The organism is Bifidobacterium sp. LH_426 (genome assembly GCF_056356875.1).
Window position 1 is genome coordinate 302,006 of sequence record NZ_JBKEVB010000001.1, and the last position, 19,190, is coordinate 321,195.

The window sequence follows — 19,190 nt, forward strand, 5'->3', positions numbered from 1 at the left end:
GAAAACAATATCACTTTCCAATGCGGAAACAAGTTTGGGTGAAGTGTGTCGGATGAACGTTTGGCAAACCCCGGGGCGCGCCGTGACGTGGCCCCCTCTGACGAGGGGGCTGTCGGCGTAGCCGACTGGGGGAGAGATGGCCTACGGCCGCCGTCTTCTCTCCCTCCGTCCGCCGTTGGCGGCCACCTCCCTCGTCAGAGGGAGGCGATGCCGTCCCGAATCAGCCGACGAAGGCGATGGCGGCGGCGAGGTCGGTGCCGGAACCGTCGCGGCGCATGTCCGGCTTCGGCAGGTCGACCGGAGCACCCGAATCGGTGGAGGCGTTGAGCGGATACGCGCCCACGTAGGCGGCGATCAACGTGTTCTGGCCCTTGAGGAAGCGTTGCGAACGCACGCCGCCCGTCGCACGGCCCTTCGTCGGATACATCTCCAGCGGCGTCACCTTCGCCGAACCGTTCTCCGTGCCGGGAAGCGCCTCCTCGTCGCCGGCCACGGTGAGCACCACCGCACCGGATGCGGACGCCAGCCCGTTCTCGCCCTCCTCATACGTCCACGCGACCTTGCCGGCGGGCACCACGGCGAATGCGAGCACGCGCGCCCCCGCGGCCAGACGGATGCCGGCCATGCCGCCGGCCGTGCGACCCTGCGGACGCACGTTCTTCGCCTCGAACGTGAGCAGCGACGCGTCGGACGCGACGAACACGATGCGGTCCTCGTCCGCGGCGGGCGCGGCGGCCAGCACCTCGTCGCCGTCCTTCAGGTCGATGACCTGCCACGAGTCCATCGTGGTCGGCGCCTCGCGGTTCCAACGCTTCACGACGCCGCCGCGCGTGCCGATCGCGAGCGGCGGCAGCGTGCCGCCCTCCTCGGCTGGTTCCATCGCGAACGCGGCGACCACATGCTCGCCGTCCACCGGGTCCGTGCTCTCGGTCATGCCGATCAGCTCGTCCGCCTTCACGCCGCCGGACACGCCCAGCGTCTCCGAGGCAGGCAGGGCGGGCAGGTCCACGGCGTGCGCGAGCACGAGACGGCCCGCGGACGTGACCAAGGCGAACGTGGAGCGCGTGGTCGTCGGGAAGATCGCGCGGATCTGGTCGTCCTTCACGCGCTTGTCCGAAGCGGACCGGGCGGCGTACACATCCATCGCGCTCGGCGTGGTGCGCGCAATCAGACCGGTCGCGCTCAGCATCACCACGCACGGCTCGTCGTCGATCTGCAGCGCCGAGGCGACCGGGGCCTCCTCGCCCGCCTTCTTCGCGGCGGCCGTGGCGGCGGCCACGTCGGCGGCGACCGACGAGACGGTGGCCGCGTCGCGCGCCGCCTGCAGCGCTTCGCGCGAGACGGAGGAATCGTCGCCCTTCGCGACGACCGGCGCGAGCGAGCCGTCCGGACCCTCGTCGAGCAGCACGGTGCGGCGCGGCGTCCCGTACTTCGCGACGGTCTCGTCCATCTCGCGCACGACGACGCGGTCCAGTTCGGTCGCCGAGGCGAGGATGCGCTCCAGCTCCTCGATGCGCTTCTTCAGGTCGTCGCGCTCCGCCTCCAGTTCGATGCGGCTCATGCGCGTGAGCCTGCGCAGACGCAGGTCGAGGATGTACTGCGCCTGCACCTCGTCCAGGTCGAACACGGCCATCAGCCGGTTCTTCGCCGTGTCCGCGTCGTCGGAGGTGCGGATCACCTGGATCACCTCGTCGATGTCCACCATGGCGAGCAGCAGGCCCTCCACCAGGTGCAGGCGCTCCAACGCCTTCCTGCGGCGGAACTCGCTACGGCGGCGCACCACCACGCGGCGATGCTCCACCCACACCTGAAGCAGCTCCCTCAATCCCATCGTGTGCGGACGGCCGTCGACCAGCGCCACGTTGTTGATGGTGAAGTTGTCCTGCAGCGGCGTGTGCTTGAACAGCTGGGCGAGCACCGCGTTCGGCTCGTAGCCGGTCTTGATCTCGATGACGATGCGTGTGCCGTTATGACGGTCGGTCAGGTCGATGGCGCTGGTGATGCCCTCCAGCTTGCGGCTCTTCACGCCCTCCGAGATGCGCTCGAGCACGCGCTCCGGGCCCACCATGAACGGCAGTTCGGTCACGACGATCGCCTTCTTGCGGGCGGTCACGTTCTCGATGTGCGTCTTCGAACGGGTGGTGAGCGTGCCGCGGCCCGTCTCGTACGCCTCGCGGATGCCGCCGCGGCCGATCACGATGCCGCCGCCCGGCCAGTCCGGTCCGGGCACGTAGTGCATGAGCTCCTCGAGCGTCGCGTCCGGATGCGCCATCAGATGCTTCGCCGCGGCGACCACCTCGCCGAGGTTGTGCGTGGCCATGTTCGTCGCCATGCCCACGGCGATGCCCGAGCCGCCGTTGACCAGCAGGTTCGGGATGGCCGACGGCAGCACCGTCGGCTCCTTGAGCTTGTTGTCGTAGTTCGGCGTGAAGTCGACCGTGTCCTCGTTGATGTCGGCGTTCATCGCCAGCGCCGCCGGACCGAGACGCGCCTCCGTGTAACGCGAGGCGGCCGGGCCGTCGTCGAGCGAACCGAAGTTGCCGTGGCCGTCCACGAGCGGGAGCCTCATCGCGAACGGCTGGGCGAGGCGCACCATCGCCTCGTAGATCGCGGAGTCGCCGTGCGGGTGCAGCTTGCCCATCACCTCGCCGACCACGCGCGCCGACTTCATGTACGGACGGTCCGGCGTGAGGTTCATCTGGCCCATCTGGTAGATGATGCGCCGCTGCACGGGCTTCAGGCCGTCACGCGCGTCCGGCAGCGCACGCGCGTAGATCACCGAATACGCGTATTCGAGGAACGACTTGCTCATCTCCTCGTTCAACGGCGTTTCGACGATGTGCTCCTTCACCGTGCGCGGATCGTACGCGGCGGCTGCGGACCTGCGGTGTGATGCCATGTGACGGACTCCCTGAAGACGATTGAAAACCCGCAACATACTATCATGCCGCCATCATGCCGCCCCGGCCGCCGGACCGACGCCAGCCGACCGCAGCGGACTACTACTATGGGGAGGCATGAGTGTGGAGACGCCTGAGATGGAAGAGCTGCTGCGGTTGACGGACACCGCCCGGTACGGGGACTGGTCGTCCGGCCGGACGACCCGTCGCGCGACCAGCGACCCGGAGGACGGAACCTCCGTCGCGCCCGGCGTCCGCGGAGGCGCGCTGCACCTGTCCTCCGTGCTGCCGGCCGTCTCCGCGGCAATCGGGCATCCGACGCCCACCCGCGTGCACCAGGATCCGAAGGCGCTCCAGACCGCGATCGGCCTGCCCGACGCGCGTTCCGCGATCGTCGTGCTCGTGGACGGCCTCGGCTATTGGAACCTCGCCATGCGCCTCGGCCATGCCCCCTACCTGCGCGCGCTCATGCGCGACACCGCCAACCAGCGGCCCATCTCCACGTGCGCGCCGAGCACCACCGTCGCCGCGATGGCCACGTTCGGCACCGGCACCTGCCCGGGGATGACCGGCATGGCCGGCTACACGCAGCTGGAACCGTCGTCGGGGCGTCTCATGCAGCTCATCCAGTTCAAGGACGCGCTCGCGCCCAAGCCCGCCGGCCCCGGCGGCCGGTTCGCGGCGCAGCCGGCCGACCCGATCGTCGACCCGCACGACCTGCAGCGTGAGCCCACCGTGTTCGAGCGCCTCGCCGCCGAATGCGTGCCCGTCACCAGTTCAGGCCTCGCCAAGTTCAAGGGGTCGCCGCTCACCGAGGCGGCGCTGCGCGGCGGGACCTACGTGTCGGGCGTGACGCCGCGCGACCGCGTGCGCGCCGCCGCGCGGGCCGCCCGCGAACCCGGATTGTCCTATCTGTACATCCGCGACGCCGACAAGGTCGGCCACAACCACGGCTGGGACTCCGAGCAGTGGATCGGCGCGTTCGAGCGCATCGACGCGCAGCTCGCCCTGCTCGCCCGCGAGGCGCCGAAGGGCACGCTCATCGTCATCGTCGCCGATCACGGCATGGTCATGTCGGACGGGCGCGAACGTATCGACATCGCCGCCGAACCGGAGCTCGCGCGGGGCGTGCGTCTGGTGGGCGGCGAGCCGCGCGCCCTCATGCTCTACGCCGAGCAGGACGAGAACCCGGAAGACATCGCCGCGAGGTGGCGCGACCGACTGGGGGAGAAGGCGCTGGTCCGCACGAAGCGCGAGGCCGTCGCCGACGGCTTGTTCGGGCCGGTCGACGCGCGCGTCGCACCGATGCTCGGCGACGTGATCGTGCAGGCCGCCGGCCAAGTCACGCTCGTCGACAGCCGCACCCAGTCGGACAAGGCGACCAGACTGCCCAGCGTGCACGGCTCCCAGACCATGCTGGAAATGGATATCCCCTGCCTCATCGACATGGCCTGACGGCCGTCGACAAGACAGGGGATGCATCGCGCGGACGGACGGCGGCGAAGACCACCGGCCGTCACTCGCCGAAGAGGATCTCGTCCCAGCTGGGCACGGCGGAACGGCCCGAACGGCGTCGCGCCGCCTCCGCGCGTTCCGTGCGCGGGCGCTCCTCGCCGGCGGCATTGACGGAACGCGCCGCATCGTCGGACGCCCCCGCCGGCGACGTCTGGCCGTCCGCCGCGCCGGCGTCGGGGGCCGGAGCCGGTTCCGCGTTCGTGCGGAACACGGGGATGTCGTCCGTGGTCGTGGCCATCGGGGAATCGGACTGCTGCGCGGCGGAATCGGGGGACTCCTCTGCTTCCGGGCGCACCGCCGGCAGCGAAGGCGACGGCGGTGCGACGGAAAGACCGTCGGGAGACGTCGCCGGAACCGGAGCCGCGGCCGGCTGCGCGGCGGCCCCGTGGCCCGCTTCCGGCGCGGCCGGCCGCGGACTGGGCTGCCGCGTGACCGCCGGCGCGCCAGCGACGCCGCTCGCCGCGGCGGAGGCGGCCGGCTCCGGGCCGACGCCGAGGCTCTGCTCGCCGATCAGCTTGCGTGCCGCGGCGTTGAGGCAGACGATGGAATTGTCGTGCATGTCCCACGTCCATTCGGCATGCACTTTGCGCCCGGCGGACATGAACCGCGCGACGATGTGCCACGGCTCATGATGGCGGCGGGTCGCCGACCACGTGAGCGTGTCCCGGTCGACGCGCGCCGCCAGCAGCGTCATGTCGATGATCTCCTCGATCGTGCGCAGACGGGAGCCCTTCGGCGCGGGCACGCGCTTGAACTGCTCGATCGCGTACTGCTTCTCCGTCTGCACCGAGGCGGAGAAACGGCGCACCAGCGCCTCGGCCAGACCGTAGTGGGCGGCCACCTTCGCCGGGTCGGCGCCGGCGCGGATCAGCTGCTGGATCTGCGAGATCGGCAGCGTGTCCATCGTGTGCGGCTGGCGGCGCTTCATCGACTCCGAACGGATCTGCTTGGCCTCGAGCAGGGCCCGCTCCAACGCGTCGTCCACGGTGACGACGAAACGCTCACCACCCGCCTCGAACACCAGGTCGCCGGCGTCGGAGACATGGTCGAGACGGGCCCCCCGAGGCGAATTGTCAGGCATGCGCGCACCACTTTCCTCAAAAACTTGTATCACAATACAGTATGCCCCACGTGTCGAACTTTACGAGTATTTGAAATCGTGTATTCTATGGGCGAGTAAACCAGTCTTCGGGCCCCGCCGGCACGGTGGGCCCCGTGCTACGAAAGGATCGCGATGGCTCAGGATTATGATTCCCCCCGCAACAAGGATGAGGACGAGGAATCGCTGCAGGCTCTCGGAAAGGGCTCGCAGAACTCATCGAGCGACATCGACGACGACGAGAACGCCATTGCCGAGGACTACGAGCTGCCGGGCGCCGACCTGAGCAACGAGGACTCCTCCGTGACGGTCATCCCGATGCAGGGCGACGAGTTCATCTGCTCCGAGTGCTTCCTCGTCAAGCACCGCAGCCAGCTCGCCTACATGACCGACGACGGCCAGCCCGTGTGCCAGGAGTGCGCCGCCTGATGACCTTCGATCCCGCGTACAACGAACCCGAGAACACCGAGGTTCTCGTCAAGGCCGTCGATCCGGACCAACCGGCCGAACTCGCCCGACTGTTCTACGCCCACGCGGGCGACGCCGGCGCCGACCTGCGCGCCGCCGAGGCGTTCGAGCTGAAGCCGTTCCAGCGGGCCCTCGTGCCGACCGGCGTGGCCATCGCGCTGCCCGCAGGCTACGTGGGACTCGTGCATCCGCGCTCCGGTCTCGCCGCCAAGCAGGGCGTGACCGTGCTCAACGCGCCCGGCACCATCGACGCCGGCTACCGCGGCGAGATCAAGGTGCCGCTCATCAACCTGGACCCGGAGCGCACCGCGCGCTTCGAGGTCGGCGACCGCATCGCGCAGCTCGTCATCCAGCGCTACGTCGAGGCGAGGTTCGTCCCCGCCGAGACGCTGCCGGGATCCGACCGCGCGGAACGGGGCTTCGGCTCCACGGGAGTCGCCTGATACGCGGTAGGATAAACGCGTCGGACGCGTGGAAGACGCGTTAGGATGGAAATCCATACGAGCGAGGGAGGTGCGCCATGGCGGGCGACGATATGGAATTCGATTCCGCACGCAAACTGGGATGCGAGGTCAGCACCGATCCGATCAATCCGCTGTTGCCGATCATGCAGGCGTGCCGCGTGCACCATCCCGGCGAGGATTTGACCATCCTCGAACGCGCGTACCGCCGCGCCGTGATCCAGCATTCCGCGCAACGGCGCAAGTCGGGCGAACCGTACATCATCCACCCGCTCGCCGTCGCGCAGATCCTCGCCGACCTCGGCATGGGACCGCTCGTCGTGGCCGCCGGCCTGCTGCACGACACGGTGGAGGACACCGACTACACGCTCGACCAGTGCCGTGCCGAGTTCGGTGACACCGTCACCGGCCTCGTGGACGGCGTCACCAAGCTTTCGAAGATGGAATACGGCGACTCGGCGCAGGCCGAGACCATCCGCAAGATGGTCGTCGCGATGAGCCGCGACGTGCGCGTGCTCGTCGTCAAGCTCGCCGACCGCGTGCACAACGCGCGCACCTGGCGCTACGTGAAGACCTCCAGCGCCGTGAAGAAGGCGCACGAGACGCTCGACGTGTACGCGCCTCTCGCCAACCGCCTCGGCATGAACGCCATCAAGACCGAGCTTGAGGAGCTGAGCTTCAAGGTCATCTATCCGAAGATCTACAACGAGATCGTCGTGCTCGTCGCCCGCCGCGCCGGGCAGCGCGATGTGTACCTCAAGCAGATTCTCGCCGAGATCAACGAGGACCTCGACGAGCAGCACATCAAGGCGTACGTGACCGGGCGCCCGAAGGACTACTTCTCCATCTACCAGAAGATGATCGTGCGCGGCCACGATTTCGCCAACATCTACGACCTGGTGGGCGTGCGCATCATCGTTGACTCGATCCAGGACTGCTATGCGGCGCTCGGCGCCGTGCACGCGCGGTGGAACCCGGTGCCCGGCCGGTTCAAGGACTACATCGCGATGCCGAAACTCAACATGTACCAGTCGCTGCACACCACGGTGGTCGGCCCCGGCGGCAAGCCCGTCGAGATCCAGATCCGCACGTGGGACATGCACCGGCGCGCCGAATTCGGCATCGCCGCGCACTGGAAGTACAAGGAGAACGGCCAGGCCGGCCGCGCGCTGAGCTCGCCCGACAAGTCCGACCGCAAGCGCGAGGGTTCCGAGAACCAGGAGCTGAGCGAGGCCGACAACCTCAAGTGGATTCAGCAGCTCGCCGACTGGACCAGCGAGACCCCCGACTCCAACGAGTTCCTCGGCTCGCTCAAGGAGGACCTCGGCTCGGCCGAGGTGTACGTGTTCACGCCGAAGGGCAAGATCATCTCCCTGCCGGCGGCCGCCACCCCCATCGACTTCGCCTACGCGGTGCACACCGAGGTCGGCCACCGCACGATGGGCGCGCGCGTCAACGGGCGTCTCGTCCCGCTCGACACGAAGCTCGAGAACGGCGACACCGTCGAGATCCTCACCTCCAAGTCGGACACGGCCGGCCCGTCGCGCGACTGGCTGAGCTTCGCGAAGAGCCCGAAGGCGCGCAACAAGATTCGCCAGTGGTTCTCCAAGGAGCGCCGCTCCGAGGCGATCGAGGAGGGCCGCGACGAACTGACCCGCGCCATGCGCAAGCGCAGCCTGCCCATCAACACGCTGCTCACGCCCGAGGCGCTGATCGGCGTGGCCGACGAACTCAACTTCCCGAACGCGGACGGCCTGTTCGCCGCCATCGGCGACGGCCAGATCTCCACGCAGAACGTCATCTCGCATCTCGTCAAGGACGCGGGCGCCGACGAGGTCGACGAGGAGATCGAACAGGAGGTCCTGCCGCTCAAGCCCGTCGAGACGCGTCAGAAGACGAACAGCAGCTCCGGCGTGTCCGTCAAGGGCGTCGGCGACGTGTGGGTCAAGCTCGCCCGTTGCTGCATGCCCGTGCCCGGCGACAAGATCATCGGCTTCATCACGCGCAACCAGGGCGTGTCCGTGCACCGCACCGACTGCCAGAACATGATCGACCTGCAGCGCCGCCAGCCCGAACGCGTCGTCGAGGTCGAATGGACGAGCACCAAGGGCGTGTTCATGGTCAAGATCCAGGTGGAGGCGCTCGACCGGCGCAACCTGCTCTCCGACGTGACGCGCGTGCTCTCCGACCACGGCGTGAACATCATCTCCGGCTCGATCTCCACCGGCTCCGACCGCGTGGCCACCAGCCAGTTCAGCTTCGAGATGGCCGACCCGCAGCACCTCAACACCCTGCTCGCCGCCGTGCGCAAGATCGAAGGCGTGTTCGACGTGTACCGCATCACCGGCGCGAAGGACTCCGCCGAGCCGCGCCTGCGCCGCATGCAGTGAGCATGCGGCGGCGCGTCCCGGCGTCGAGGCCGTGATACGCGGCGCGTGTCGGTTCGCGTGTCGCGTGAGGCGCGCGCTATAAGCAACGTCGATTACGGTACCGCGTTGCGCGCGGCAAACGTTTGTATAGTGGCGAAGCGTTGGGAACGGCGAAGGCCGTTCACCGCCGATATGGATGATGAATTGAGAGAGGAAGACATCATGCGCTTCACCAAGTCCGCCGCGGCCGCCCTGGCCGTCGTCGCCGTCGCCGCGCTCGGCCTGTCCGGCTGCGGCAGCTCGTCCACCGCCACCAGCAAGGAGGACGACAAGACCATCACCGTGGCCGCCAGCCCGACCCCGCACGCGGAGATCCTCAACAAGGCCGTCAAGCCGATCGTCGAGAAGGACGGCTACAAACTCGAGGTCAAGGAGTTCACCGACTACGTGCAGCCGAACACCGCCACCGAGGACGGCGAGGTCGACGCCAACTACTTCCAGCACAAGCCGTACCTCGACAACTTCAACAAGGAGAAGGGCACCCACCTCGTCTCCGTCGAGACCGTGCACTTCGAGCCGTTCGGCCTGTACCCGGGCAAGACCAAGAAGATCGCCGACCTCAAGGACGGCGCCGTCGTGGCCGTCCCGAACGACGCCACCAACGAGGCGCGCGCCCTCCTGCTCCTGCAGGACGCCGGCCTGATCAAGCTCAAGGATCCGGAGGACATCAACGCCACGCCGAAGGACATCACCTCCAACCCGAAGAACCTCCAGTTCAAGGAGCTCGAGGCGGCCGTCGTGCCGACCGTCATCAACGACGTGGACATCGCCGCGCTGAACGGCAACTACGCCATCCAGGCCGGCTTCGACGTCACCAAGGACGCCCTGCAGATCGAGAAGGCCGGAGGCCTGGCCGCCAAGACCTACGCGAACATCCTGGTCGTCAAGAAGGGCAACGAGAACACCGCGAAGACCAAGGAGCTCAAGAAGGCCCTCAACTCCAGCGAGGTCCGCGACTACATCAACAAGAACTACAAGGGCGCGGTCGTCCCGGTCTTCTGATCGGTCTCCAGCCCTTCCGCTAGCATGCCGCACGGTATACGGGTGACGCGTCCGACGCGAATCACCGCCATATCGTGCGGCATCGTGCATATCACGACCACATACGACAGGAACGATCCATGATCCAATTCGACCATCTCAAGAAGAGCTATGGCACCGGCGCGGACGCGCACGAGGTGCTCCACGACATCAACCTGACCATCAACGACGGCGAGGTGTTCGGCTTCCTTGGCTCCTCCGGCGCCGGCAAGTCGACGCTCGTGCGCACCATCAACCTGCTCGAGCGCCCCACCGAAGGCAAGGTCGTCATCGACGGCAAGGACGTCTCGCACGTCACCGGGCGCGACCTCGCCGAGCTGCGCACGAAGATCGGCATGATCTTCCAGGACTTCAACCTGTTCCAGCAGCGCACCGTGCTGCGCAACGTCACTTTCCCGCTCGAGCTCGCGCACCGTCCGAAGGCGCAGCGCATCGAACGCGGCAAGCGCCTCCTGCGCCTCGTCGGCCTCGAAGGGTTCGAGGACCGGTATCCGAGTCAGCTGTCCGGCGGTCAGCAGCAGCGCGTCGCCATCGCGCGCGCCCTCGCCAACGAGCCGAAGATCATGCTGTGCGACGAGGCGACCAGCGCCCTCGACTCCACCACCACCGTGCAGATCCTCGACCTGCTGCGCCGCATCAACCGCGAGCTCGGCGTCACGCTCGTCATCATCACGCACTCGCTGTCCGTCGCCCGCAACATCTGCGACCGCGTCGCCATGATCGACGGCGGCTACATCGTCGAGACCGGCGAGACCGCCGAACTGTTCGCGAACCCGCAGAGCGACATCCTCAAGGCGCTCATCGCCAGCGCCGAGGAGCAGAACGGACGCGACGAGGACGAGGACGGCAAGCCGGTCGAGCCGGCCAAGGCCGCCGCGAAGCATGAGGAGGCACGCTGACCATGGGACAGACCATCACCGAATTCATCGCGAACTACGGCGAGCTCATGCTCGAAGGCACCCGCGATACGCTCATCATGACCGCGGGCTCTACGCTGCTCGCCTACGTGATCGGCGTGCCACTCGGCGTGCTCCTCACCATCACCGGTGCCAAGTCCATCTGGCCGAACCGCCCGCTCAACACCGTGCTCGGCTGGATCGTGAACATCGGCCGTTCCATCCCGTTCATCATCCTGCTTGTCGCCATCATCCCGTTCACGCGCCTCATCGTCGGCACGTCGCTCGGCGTCGAAGGCGCGATGGTGCCGCTCGTCATCTCCGCCGCGCCGTTCGTGGCTCGCGTCGTCGAACAGTCGCTCGCCGACGTGGACGGCGGCCTCATCGAGGCCGCGCAGAGCTTCGGCGCGAACAACTGGCAGATCGTCACCAAGGTGCTTCTGTTCGAAAGCCTGCCGTCGCTCGTGCGCGGCGCCGCCATCACGTTCATCAACCTGTTCGGCTACTCGGCGATGGCCGGCACCGTGGGCGCCGGTGGCCTCGGCGACATCGCCATCCGCTACGGCTACCAGCGCTACGAGTACGACGTGATGCTCGTCGCCGTGATCCTGAGCGTCATCCTCGTGCAGGTCATCCAGTCGTTCGGCGACTGGTTCGCCAAGCGCATCGACCACCACGTCCGCTGATTGCGCAGGCGATCGTCCGCGATGCCGTCGGTCCGCGTCCGTCCCCGCATCGGGACGGACGCGGGCCGACGCCGTTCCATGGGTCCGTCCCCGTCGTCTTGCGACTATGACAGACTTGACGCCATGACTACGATCATCATGCGCACCTCCGAAGGTGACATCACCATCAACCTGTTCGACGACAAGGCCCCGGAGACAGTGAAGAACTTCCTCGGCCTCGCCACCGGCGAGAAGGAGTGGGCGGACCCGTACACCGGCCAGCCCTCCCACGGCAAGTTCTACAACGGCCTGAGCTTCCACCGCATCATCAAGGACTTCATGATCCAGGGCGGCTGCCCGCTCGGCAACGGCACCGGCGGCCCCGGCTACGACTTCGACGACGAGATCGACCCGACGCTCAAGTTCGACCGCCCCTACCTGCTCGCCATGGCGAACGCCGGCCTGCGCCGCGGCCGCGACGGGAAGATCCACGGCACCAACGGCTCCCAGTTCTTCATCACCACCGTGCCGACCCCGTGGCTCGACGGCCACCACACGATCTTCGGCGAGGTCGCCGACGACCAGTCCAAGGCCGTGGTCGACAAGCTCGAGGCGCTGCCCACCGACCCGATGGACCGTCCGACCGAACCGGCCGTGATCCTTTCCGTCGACGTCGCGGAGTGACGATCGCGGTAGAGACGGCATAGACCCCCTCAGTCCCGCTTCGCGGGACAGCTCCCCCTGAAGGGGGCGCAATCCGTTCTGCGCCCCCTTCAGGGGGAGCTGTCGGCCGCAGGCCGACTGAGGGGGTCCTCTCTTACAGCACGTGGAAGTGCTTGAGAGCGTTCATCACGCCGTCGTGGTCGACGTCGTCGGTCACGTAGTCGGCGGCGGCCTTCGGGCCTTCGGTCGCGTTGCCCATCGCCACGCCGATGCCGGCGAATTCCAGCATCGTCACGTCGTTGCCGCCGTCGCCGAACGCCATCACCTGTTCGCGCGTCCAGCCGTAGTGGCGCATGAAGCGTTCCATGCCCTTCGGCTTGCCGCCGTCGGCCGGAATCAGGTCGACGAAGTCCGGATGCCAACGCACGCCCGCCACGTTGCGGCACAATCCGACGATCTCCTTCTCCTGTTCGTCGCCGATGTACGGGCTCACCTGGAACGTCTCATGCGTCGCGGGGCGCGTATGCGGGTCGTCGACGAACACCTTCGGCGCGGTCTTGCCGAGCTGCTTCCACGTGGCGCGCATCGGCTCGGTCACCTGGTTGAAGTACACGTAGTCGGATTCGCAGAAGTTCGCCACCACGTCCGGGTGGCGGTCCAGCCAGGCGACGATCGTGCGCACGTCCTGCGGGTCGAGCGCCTCCTTCTCCAGGAAGCCGTCATGGTCGACGCAGTACTGGCCGTTCAGGCCGACGATGCCGTCGAACGTGACCGGGATCATGTCGAGCACGACGGTCATGTGGCTGGGCGCGCGGCCCGAACAGATGAACACCTTCACGCCCTTCGCCTGCAGCCGGTGCAGCGCGTCGATCGTGGACTGCGGGATCGTGTGCGTCACGAAGCTGGTGAGTGTGCCGTCGATGTCGAAGAACGCGGCGCGGATGTCGGGCGTGGTCATGGTGCCTCCTCGCGGGAATCGCAGGAATCGGATCGTTCCGCATCCCAGTCTAGGGAGGTGAGGGGAGACGACGGGCGGAACGGGTGTCGGAACCGTCGACGGACGTATCCGTCCCGTCCACGCGGGCACGACCTACAATCGGGCGTATGAGCGAACGCAACGCAACAGACCGCACAGACCACGCAACCGACATCACCGCCTCCGCCGTCGTCGGGCACGTCGAGTCCGACCCGGACCTCGTCGCGATCCGGCACTACCTGCACGCGCATCCGGAACGCAGCTTCAAGGAATACGACACCAGCATCTACCTCGCCGACCAGTTGAAGACGCACGGCGTGGAGGTGCTCGACAACCCGTTGGAGACCGGTGTCGTCGGGCTCATCCGCGGCGAGGGCGGACCCGGGCCGCGCGTCGCCCTGCGCGCCGACATCGACGGCCTGCCCATCGTCGAGGACACGGGCCTGCCGTTCGCCTCCGTCAACGAGGGCGTCATGCACGGCTGCGGCCACGACCTGCACATGACCGGACTGCTCGGCGCCGCGTTCTGGCTCGCCGAGCACCGCGACCGGTTCGCCGGCAGCGTGAAGATCCTCTTCCAGCCAAGCGAGGAGACCGGCCAGGGCGCGTTCGCGATGCTCGACGCGGGGCTTCTCGACGACGTGGACGCGATCATCGGCACGCACAACAACCCGAACTACGCGCCCGGCGAGGTCGCGGTCGGCGTCGAGCCGATGATGGCCGGCTGCGTGCGCTTCCAGGTGACGCTCCACGCGGACGGCACGCACGCCGGATACCCGCACAAGGGCACCGGTCCGATCGAGGCGCTCGCGTCGATGGTGCTCGAACTGCAGACCATCGTCAGCCGCAACGTCAACGCCCTGCACCCGCTGGTCCTGTCCATCACCGAGGTGCACGGCGGCCGCGTGTGGAACGTCGTGCCCGCCGAAGCCGGCTTCCAGGGCACCGTGCGCTACTTCCACAAGGAGGACAGCCTGCTCGCCGAACGCCGCTTCAAGGCGGTCGTCGGGCATACGGCGGAGGCGTTCGGCATCACGGCGGACGTCACGTGGGACGACTTCCAGGATCCGGTCGTCTCCGACGCGCCGCTCGCGCGCGCCGTCGCCGCCGACGTGCGCGGCTACGCGGCGTTGGAGCCGATCCGCCCGTCCATGGCGGGGGAGGACTTCTGCGAGTTCGCGCGCACGACCCGCTCCGTGTTCGCGTTCATCGGCTCGAACGGTGCGGAGGGATGCGCCGACTGGCACAGCCCCCGGTTCGTCGGCCTCGACGCGTCGATCCCCACGTTCGTCGACTTCTACGTGAACGCCGCGCTGCGCGTGCTTGCCGAACTCGGCGCCTCCGGTACCGGCGACGGCGCCGCCGCGCGCTGACGCGACGGGGACGGGATGACGCCGCGGGACGGCGTTGACGGGACGGACGACGACCACGGATTAGGATAGGGAGACATGACACAGATTCGCTTCGCACTCGCCCAGATCGACACCTGCGTCGGCGCGCTCGACGCCAACGCGGACAAGGTGCTCGACTACAGCCGCCGCGCCGCCGCCGACGGCGCCAAGGTCGTCGTCTTCCCGGAGATGACGCTCACCGGATACCCGATCGAGGACCTCGCCCTGCGCCGCACGTTCCGCCAGGCCGCATGGGACAAGGCCAACGGGCTCGCCGAATCCCTCAGGAAGGAGGGACTGCGCGACCTGTACGTGGTGGTCGGCACCGTCGGCACCGACCATGAGACCTCCAAGCCCTACAACCGTCTCGTCGTGCTGCACGACGGCGTCGTGTGGGCCGGCTATGACAAGCACTTCCTGCCCAACTACGGCGTGTTCGACGAGTTCCGCATCTTCAAGGCCGGCGAACGCTCCGTCGTGCTCGACGTGGACGGCGCCCGCCTCGGCGTCGCCATCTGCGAGGACATCTGGCAGGACGGCGGCCCCGTCGCCGAACTCGCCGGCCGCGACATCGACGCGCTCGTCACCATCAACGGCTCCCCGTACGAGGAGGGCAAGACCGACGTGCGCCTCGAACTGGCGAAGCGCCGCGCCGCCGAAGTGGAGGCGCCGCTCATCTACGTGAACCAGGTCGGCGGCCAGGACGACCTCGTCTTCGACGGCGGCAGCTTCGTCGTCGATGCCGACGGCACGCTGCTCGAACGCGCCCCCATGTTCATGGAGGACCTCGCCTTCTGGACGCTCGACACGGCGAAGGTGCACCAGGCCAAGTCCACGGTCGCGCCGAAGCTCGACCCGGACGAGGAGGTGTACACCGCCTGCGTGCTCGGCCTCAAGGACTACATGGCCAAGAACGGCTTCCACGGAGTCACTCTCGGCCTGTCCGGCGGCATCGACTCCGCGCTCGTCGCCGCCATGGCGGCCGACGCGGTCGGCGGCGACAACGTGCACGGCATCTCCATGCCCTCCATGTACTCCTCCGACGGTTCCAAGGACGACGCGGCCGACCTCGCCGCGAACATCGGCGCCCACTACGACGTGCAGCCCATCGAGCCGCTGTTCAAGGCGTTCCAGGGCCAGCTCGACCTCGACGGCGTGGCCGCCGAGAACCTGCAGGCGCGCATCCGCGGCGTCATCGTCATGGCCTACTCGAACTCGAAGGGGCTGCTCGCCGTCGCCACCGGCAACAAGTCGGAGCTCGCCTGCGGCTACTCCACGATCTACGGCGACGCGGTCGGTGGCTACGCGCCGATCAAGGACCTGCTCAAGACGCGCGTGTGGGAGCTGTCCCGCTGGCGCAACAAGGCGGCCGCGGCCGGCGTCGGCATAGGCGGCCTGAAGATCGTGGGCAACGAGGCGGGGGAGCCGGGCACGCCGCTCGAGAACGGCGTGATGATCCCGGTCGCCTCCATCGAGAAGGCGCCGTCCGCCGAGCTGCGCCCCGGGCAGAAGGACTCCGATTCGCTGCCCGAATACGAGCTGCTCGACCAGGTGCTCGCCGCGTACATCGAGCACGCGCACGGCCGCGCCGACCTGCTCGCCGACGGCTTCGACGAGAAGACCGTCGACACGGTGATGCGTCTCGTCGACCGCGCCGAATGGAAGCGCCGCCAATACCCGCTGGGGCCGAAGGTCACCGCGCTCGCGTTCGGCCGCGACCGCCGCCTGCCGATCACCAACGCGTTCCGCGAGTAACCGCGAATAACCAGTCGTGCCATTGCAGAAGGGAGATCATCATGGCGAAGGACACGCGATGGTATTTCAACATGGTCACCGGGGAACCCGAACAGGGGCCGAAATCCCCGATCGAGCAGCGCATGGGGCCGTACAAGTCCCGCGAGGACGCGCTCGACGCGTGGAAGATCTTCCAGGATCGCGAGACCCTCTGGAAGGAGCAGGACCGGCAGTGGAACCTCGACTGGGACCGGCCGCATAAGGCGTAGCGGCCATGGCGACGGCTCCGGGGCGTGAGCCCCCTGGCCGCCGCCGATTGCGGCAACCGATGGAAACCGGCGCGGAACGGGCGTGTGAACGATAACGCAATGTGAGATATGTCACGCCCGTTTTGCGCCTTTTCCCATTTTCTGGCGGTTACACTGGGAGACAACGACGACGAAGGTGCGTCGGAAGATACAACACCAAGGAGTGGAAATGACAGCTGTTGAATCTGCTGCACTGACCGCGGAAGAGCTCGACGCGAAGGCGTGGGACGGCTTTGAGGGCGGCAACTGGCAGAAGGACATCGACGTTCGTGACTTCATCCAGAAGAACTACACCCCGTACACCGGCGACGAGAGCTTCCTCGCCCCCGCCACCGAGAAGACCAAGCACCTGTGGAAGTACCTCGACGACAACTACCTGGCCGTCGAGCGCAAGCAGCGCGTCTACGACGTGGACACCCACACCCCGGCGGGCATCGACGCCTTCCCGGCCGGCTACATCGACTCCCCGGAGGTCGACAACGTGATCGTCGGCCTGCAGACCGACGTCCCCTGCAAGCGCGCGATGATGCCGAACGGCGGCTGGCGCATGGTCGAGCAGGCCATCAAGGAGGCCGGCAAGGAGCCGGATCCGGAGATCAAGAAGATCTTCACCAAGTACCGCAAGACGCACAACGACGGCGTCTTCGGCGTGTACACCAAGCAGATCAAGGTCGCCCGCCACAACAAGATCCTCACCGGTCTGCCGGACGCCTACGGCCGCGGCCGCATCATCGGCGACTACCGCCGCGTCGCCCTGTACGGCGTGAACAAGCTGATCGCCTTCAAGAAGCGCGACAAGGACTCCGTGCCGTACCGCAACGACTTCACCGAGCCGGAGATCGAGCACTGGATCCGCTTCCGCGAGGAGCACGACGAGCAGATCAAGGCCCTCAAGCAGCTCATCAACCTCGGCAACGAGTACGGCCTCGACCTGACCCGCCCGGCGCAGACCGCGCAGGAGGCCGTGCAGTGGACCTACATGGGCTACCTCGCCTCCATCAAGTCCCAGGACGGCGCCGCCATGTCCTTCGGCCGCAACTCCGCGTTCCTCGACTGCTACATCGAGCGCGACCTCCAGGCCGGCAAGATCACCGAGACCGACGCCCAGGAGCTCATCGACAACATCGTCATGAAGCTGCGCATCGTGCGCTTCCTGCGCACCAAGGACTACGACGCCATCTTCTCCGGCGATCCGTACTGGGCGACCTGGTCCGACGCCGGCTTCGGCGACGACGGTCGTCCGCTGGTCACCAAGACCTCGTTCCGTCTGCTCAACACGCTGACCCTCGAGCACCTCGGACCCGGCCCGGAGCCGAACATCACCATCTTCTGGGATCCGAAGCTGCCGGAAGGCTACAAGCGCTTCTGCGCCAAGATCTCCATCGACACCTCGGCCATCCAGTACGAGTCCGACCGTGAGATCCGCGGCCACTGGGGCGACGACGCGGCCATCGCGTGCTGCGTCTCCCCGATGCGCGTCGGCAAGCAGATGCAGTTCTTCGCCGCCCGCGTGAACTCCGCCAAGGCCCTGCTGTACGCCATCAACGGAGGCCGCGACGAGATGACCGGCATGCAGGTCATCGACAAGGGCGTGATCGACCCGATCCTCCCGGAGGCCGACGGCACCCTCGACTACGAGAAGGTCAAGAACAACTACGAGAAGGCCCTCGAATGGCTGTCCGAGACCTACGTGATGGCGCTGAACATCATCCACTACATGCACGATAAGTACGCGTACGAGTCCATCGAGATGGCCCTGCACGACAAGGAGGTGTACCGCACCCTCGGTTGCGGCATGTCCGGTCTGTCCATCGCCGCCGACTCCCTCGCCGCGATCAAGTACGCCAAGGTGTACCCGATCACCAACGCCGAGGCCAAGAACCTCGAAGGCCACGAGTACGAGTACGTCGAGGGCGCCGATGACGACCTGGTCGTCGGCTACCGCACCGAGGGCGAGTTCCCGATCTACGGCAACGACGACGACCGCGCCGACGACATCGCCAAGTGGGTCGTCTCCACGGTCATGGGCCAGGTCAAGCGCCTGCCGGTCTACCGCGGCGCCGTCCCGACCCAGTCCATCCTGACGATCACCTCCAACGTCGAGTACGGCAAGAACACCGGTTCCTTCCCGTCCGGCCACAAGAAGGGCACCCCGTACGCCCCGGGCGCGAACCCGGAGAACGGCATGGACTCCCACGGCATGCTGCCGTCCATGTTCTCCGTCGGCAAGATCGACTACAACGACGCGCTTGACGGCATCTCGCTGACCAACACCATCACCCCCGATGGCCTCGGTCGCGACGAGGAGGAGCGCATCGGCAACCTGGTCGGCATCCTCGACGCCGGCAACGGCCACGGCCTCTACCACGCGAACATCAACGTCCTGCGCAAGGAGACCATGGAGGACGCCGTCGAGCACCCGGAGAAGTACCCGCACCTGACCGTGCGCGTCTCCGGCTACGCGGTGAACTTCGTCAAGCTCACCAAGGAGCAGCAGCTCGACGTCATCTCCCGTACCTTCCACCAGGGCGCCGTCACCGACTGATTCCCGTCGGAGACCAGCGGCCGCGTGAAGCGGTAGAACGATGAAGGGGTGGGATTCGTCCCACCCCTTCCTTATGCGACAACTGCAACAACCAATACG

The 19,190-nt window shown here is 67.4% G+C and carries 15 protein-coding genes; 12 read left to right on the forward strand and 3 right to left on the reverse strand.

Features of this window, described 5'->3' with window-relative positions; all coding sequences use genetic code 11:
- Nucleotides 1–220: 220 nt before the first annotated feature.
- Nucleotides 221–2,899, reverse strand: coding sequence for a DNA gyrase/topoisomerase IV subunit A (locus AC1AYD_RS01240; protein ID WP_476501848.1), 2,679 nt, complete (start codon nt 2,897–2,899; stop codon nt 221–223).
- Nucleotides 2,900–3,017: 118 nt separating this feature from the next.
- Here AC1AYD_RS01240 and AC1AYD_RS01245 point away from each other — a divergent pair, with 118 nt between their 5' ends.
- Nucleotides 3,018–4,355 (forward strand): alkaline phosphatase family protein, encoded by a 1,338-nt coding sequence (locus AC1AYD_RS01245; protein ID WP_476501847.1) that lies wholly within the window; start codon nt 3,018–3,020, stop codon nt 4,353–4,355.
- Between the two features lie 61 nt (nt 4,356–4,416).
- On the opposite strand, the gene sepH is transcribed toward AC1AYD_RS01245, so the two are convergent.
- Nucleotides 4,417–5,496, reverse strand: a complete 1,080-nt coding sequence (sepH, locus tag AC1AYD_RS01250; RefSeq protein ID WP_476501846.1) for a septation protein SepH — start codon at nt 5,494–5,496, stop codon at nt 4,417–4,419.
- 153 nt (nt 5,497–5,649) lie between these two features.
- Between sepH and AC1AYD_RS01255 the strand changes: the two genes are divergently transcribed.
- The 7 genes from AC1AYD_RS01255 (at nt 5,650) to AC1AYD_RS01285 (ending at nt 12,158) form a co-directional block, all read left to right on the forward strand.
- Nucleotides 5,650–5,943: a DUF4193 domain-containing protein gene (locus tag AC1AYD_RS01255; RefSeq protein ID WP_034530006.1), complete on the forward strand. Its 294-nt coding sequence runs from the start codon at nt 5,650–5,652 to the stop codon at nt 5,941–5,943.
- Entirely contained in the window at nt 5,943–6,425 is a 483-nt protein-coding gene (gene dut / locus AC1AYD_RS01260) for a dUTP diphosphatase (protein WP_476501845.1), read from the forward strand. The genes AC1AYD_RS01255 and dut overlap by 1 nt, the downstream gene beginning before the upstream one ends.
- A gap of 77 nt (nt 6,426–6,502) precedes the next feature.
- Complete coding sequence (locus tag AC1AYD_RS01265) at nt 6,503–8,833, forward strand: RelA/SpoT family protein (protein ID WP_476531926.1); 2,331 nt, start codon at nt 6,503–6,505, stop codon at nt 8,831–8,833.
- A 201-nt stretch (nt 8,834–9,034) separates the two neighbouring features.
- Nucleotides 9,035–9,874: a MetQ/NlpA family ABC transporter substrate-binding protein gene (locus AC1AYD_RS01270; RefSeq protein ID WP_476501843.1), complete on the forward strand. Its 840-nt coding sequence runs from the start codon at nt 9,035–9,037 to the stop codon at nt 9,872–9,874.
- Between the two features lie 119 nt (nt 9,875–9,993).
- Nucleotides 9,994–10,812: a methionine ABC transporter ATP-binding protein gene (locus AC1AYD_RS01275; protein WP_476501842.1), complete on the forward strand. Its 819-nt coding sequence runs from the start codon at nt 9,994–9,996 to the stop codon at nt 10,810–10,812.
- A 2-nt stretch (nt 10,813–10,814) separates the two neighbouring features.
- On the forward strand, nt 10,815–11,495 hold the full coding sequence (locus tag AC1AYD_RS01280) for a methionine ABC transporter permease (RefSeq protein ID WP_476501841.1): 681 nt from the start codon (nt 10,815–10,817) through the stop codon (nt 11,493–11,495).
- A gap of 123 nt (nt 11,496–11,618) precedes the next feature.
- The gene (locus tag AC1AYD_RS01285; protein WP_101622857.1) at nt 11,619–12,158 is read left to right on the forward strand and encodes a peptidylprolyl isomerase; all 540 of its coding nucleotides are present in this window, start codon (nt 11,619–11,621) and stop codon (nt 12,156–12,158) included.
- 133 nt (nt 12,159–12,291) lie between these two features.
- Here AC1AYD_RS01285 and AC1AYD_RS01290 read toward each other — a convergent pair whose 3' ends face one another.
- Nucleotides 12,292–13,095, reverse strand: coding sequence for a Cof-type HAD-IIB family hydrolase (locus tag AC1AYD_RS01290; protein WP_476501840.1), 804 nt, complete (start codon nt 13,093–13,095; stop codon nt 12,292–12,294).
- 146 nt (nt 13,096–13,241) lie between these two features.
- Here AC1AYD_RS01290 and AC1AYD_RS01295 point away from each other — a divergent pair, with 146 nt between their 5' ends.
- From AC1AYD_RS01295 to pflB, 4 genes are all read left to right on the forward strand, one after another.
- Complete coding sequence (locus AC1AYD_RS01295) at nt 13,242–14,486, forward strand: M20 metallopeptidase family protein (protein WP_476501839.1); 1,245 nt, start codon at nt 13,242–13,244, stop codon at nt 14,484–14,486.
- A 75-nt stretch (nt 14,487–14,561) separates the two neighbouring features.
- Nucleotides 14,562–16,259, forward strand: coding sequence for an NAD+ synthase (locus tag AC1AYD_RS01300; RefSeq protein ID WP_476501838.1), 1,698 nt, complete (start codon nt 14,562–14,564; stop codon nt 16,257–16,259).
- A gap of 41 nt (nt 16,260–16,300) precedes the next feature.
- On the forward strand, nt 16,301–16,507 hold the full coding sequence (locus AC1AYD_RS01305) for a hypothetical protein (RefSeq protein ID WP_476501837.1): 207 nt from the start codon (nt 16,301–16,303) through the stop codon (nt 16,505–16,507).
- 208 nt (nt 16,508–16,715) lie between these two features.
- The gene (pflB, locus tag AC1AYD_RS01310) at nt 16,716–19,091 is read left to right on the forward strand and encodes a formate C-acetyltransferase (protein WP_476501836.1); all 2,376 of its coding nucleotides are present in this window, start codon (nt 16,716–16,718) and stop codon (nt 19,089–19,091) included.
- Nucleotides 19,092–19,190 lie beyond the last annotated feature (99 nt).

What these genes read in the sequence shown, in the direction of transcription:
- AC1AYD_RS01285 (WP_101622857.1), top strand. Translation starts at nt 11,619, where the DNA reads ATGACTACGATCATCATGCGCACCTCCGAAGGTGACATCACCATCAAC.
- AC1AYD_RS01295 (WP_476501839.1), top strand. Translation starts at nt 13,242, where the DNA reads ATGAGCGAACGCAACGCAACAGACCGCACAGACCACGCAACCGACATC.
- AC1AYD_RS01300 (WP_476501838.1), top strand. Translation starts at nt 14,562, where the DNA reads ATGACACAGATTCGCTTCGCACTCGCCCAGATCGACACCTGCGTCGGC.
- AC1AYD_RS01270 (WP_476501843.1), top strand. Translation starts at nt 9,035, where the DNA reads ATGCGCTTCACCAAGTCCGCCGCGGCCGCCCTGGCCGTCGTCGCCGTC.
- AC1AYD_RS01245 (WP_476501847.1), top strand. Translation starts at nt 3,018, where the DNA reads ATGAGTGTGGAGACGCCTGAGATGGAAGAGCTGCTGCGGTTGACGGAC.
- AC1AYD_RS01265 (WP_476531926.1), top strand. Translation starts at nt 6,503, where the DNA reads ATGGCGGGCGACGATATGGAATTCGATTCCGCACGCAAACTGGGATGC.
- AC1AYD_RS01290 (WP_476501840.1), bottom strand. Translation starts at nt 13,095, where the DNA reads ATGACCACGCCCGACATCCGCGCCGCGTTCTTCGACATCGACGGCACA.
- AC1AYD_RS01275 (WP_476501842.1), top strand. Translation starts at nt 9,994, where the DNA reads ATGATCCAATTCGACCATCTCAAGAAGAGCTATGGCACCGGCGCGGAC.
- dut (WP_476501845.1), top strand. Translation starts at nt 5,943, where the DNA reads ATGACCTTCGATCCCGCGTACAACGAACCCGAGAACACCGAGGTTCTC.
- AC1AYD_RS01240 (WP_476501848.1), bottom strand. Translation starts at nt 2,899, where the DNA reads ATGGCATCACACCGCAGGTCCGCAGCCGCCGCGTACGATCCGCGCACG.
- sepH (WP_476501846.1), bottom strand. Translation starts at nt 5,496, where the DNA reads ATGCCTGACAATTCGCCTCGGGGGGCCCGTCTCGACCATGTCTCCGAC.
- pflB (WP_476501836.1), top strand. Translation starts at nt 16,716, where the DNA reads ATGACAGCTGTTGAATCTGCTGCACTGACCGCGGAAGAGCTCGACGCG.
- AC1AYD_RS01280 (WP_476501841.1), top strand. Translation starts at nt 10,815, where the DNA reads ATGGGACAGACCATCACCGAATTCATCGCGAACTACGGCGAGCTCATG.
- AC1AYD_RS01305 (WP_476501837.1), top strand. Translation starts at nt 16,301, where the DNA reads ATGGCGAAGGACACGCGATGGTATTTCAACATGGTCACCGGGGAACCC.
- AC1AYD_RS01255 (WP_034530006.1), top strand. Translation starts at nt 5,650, where the DNA reads ATGGCTCAGGATTATGATTCCCCCCGCAACAAGGATGAGGACGAGGAA.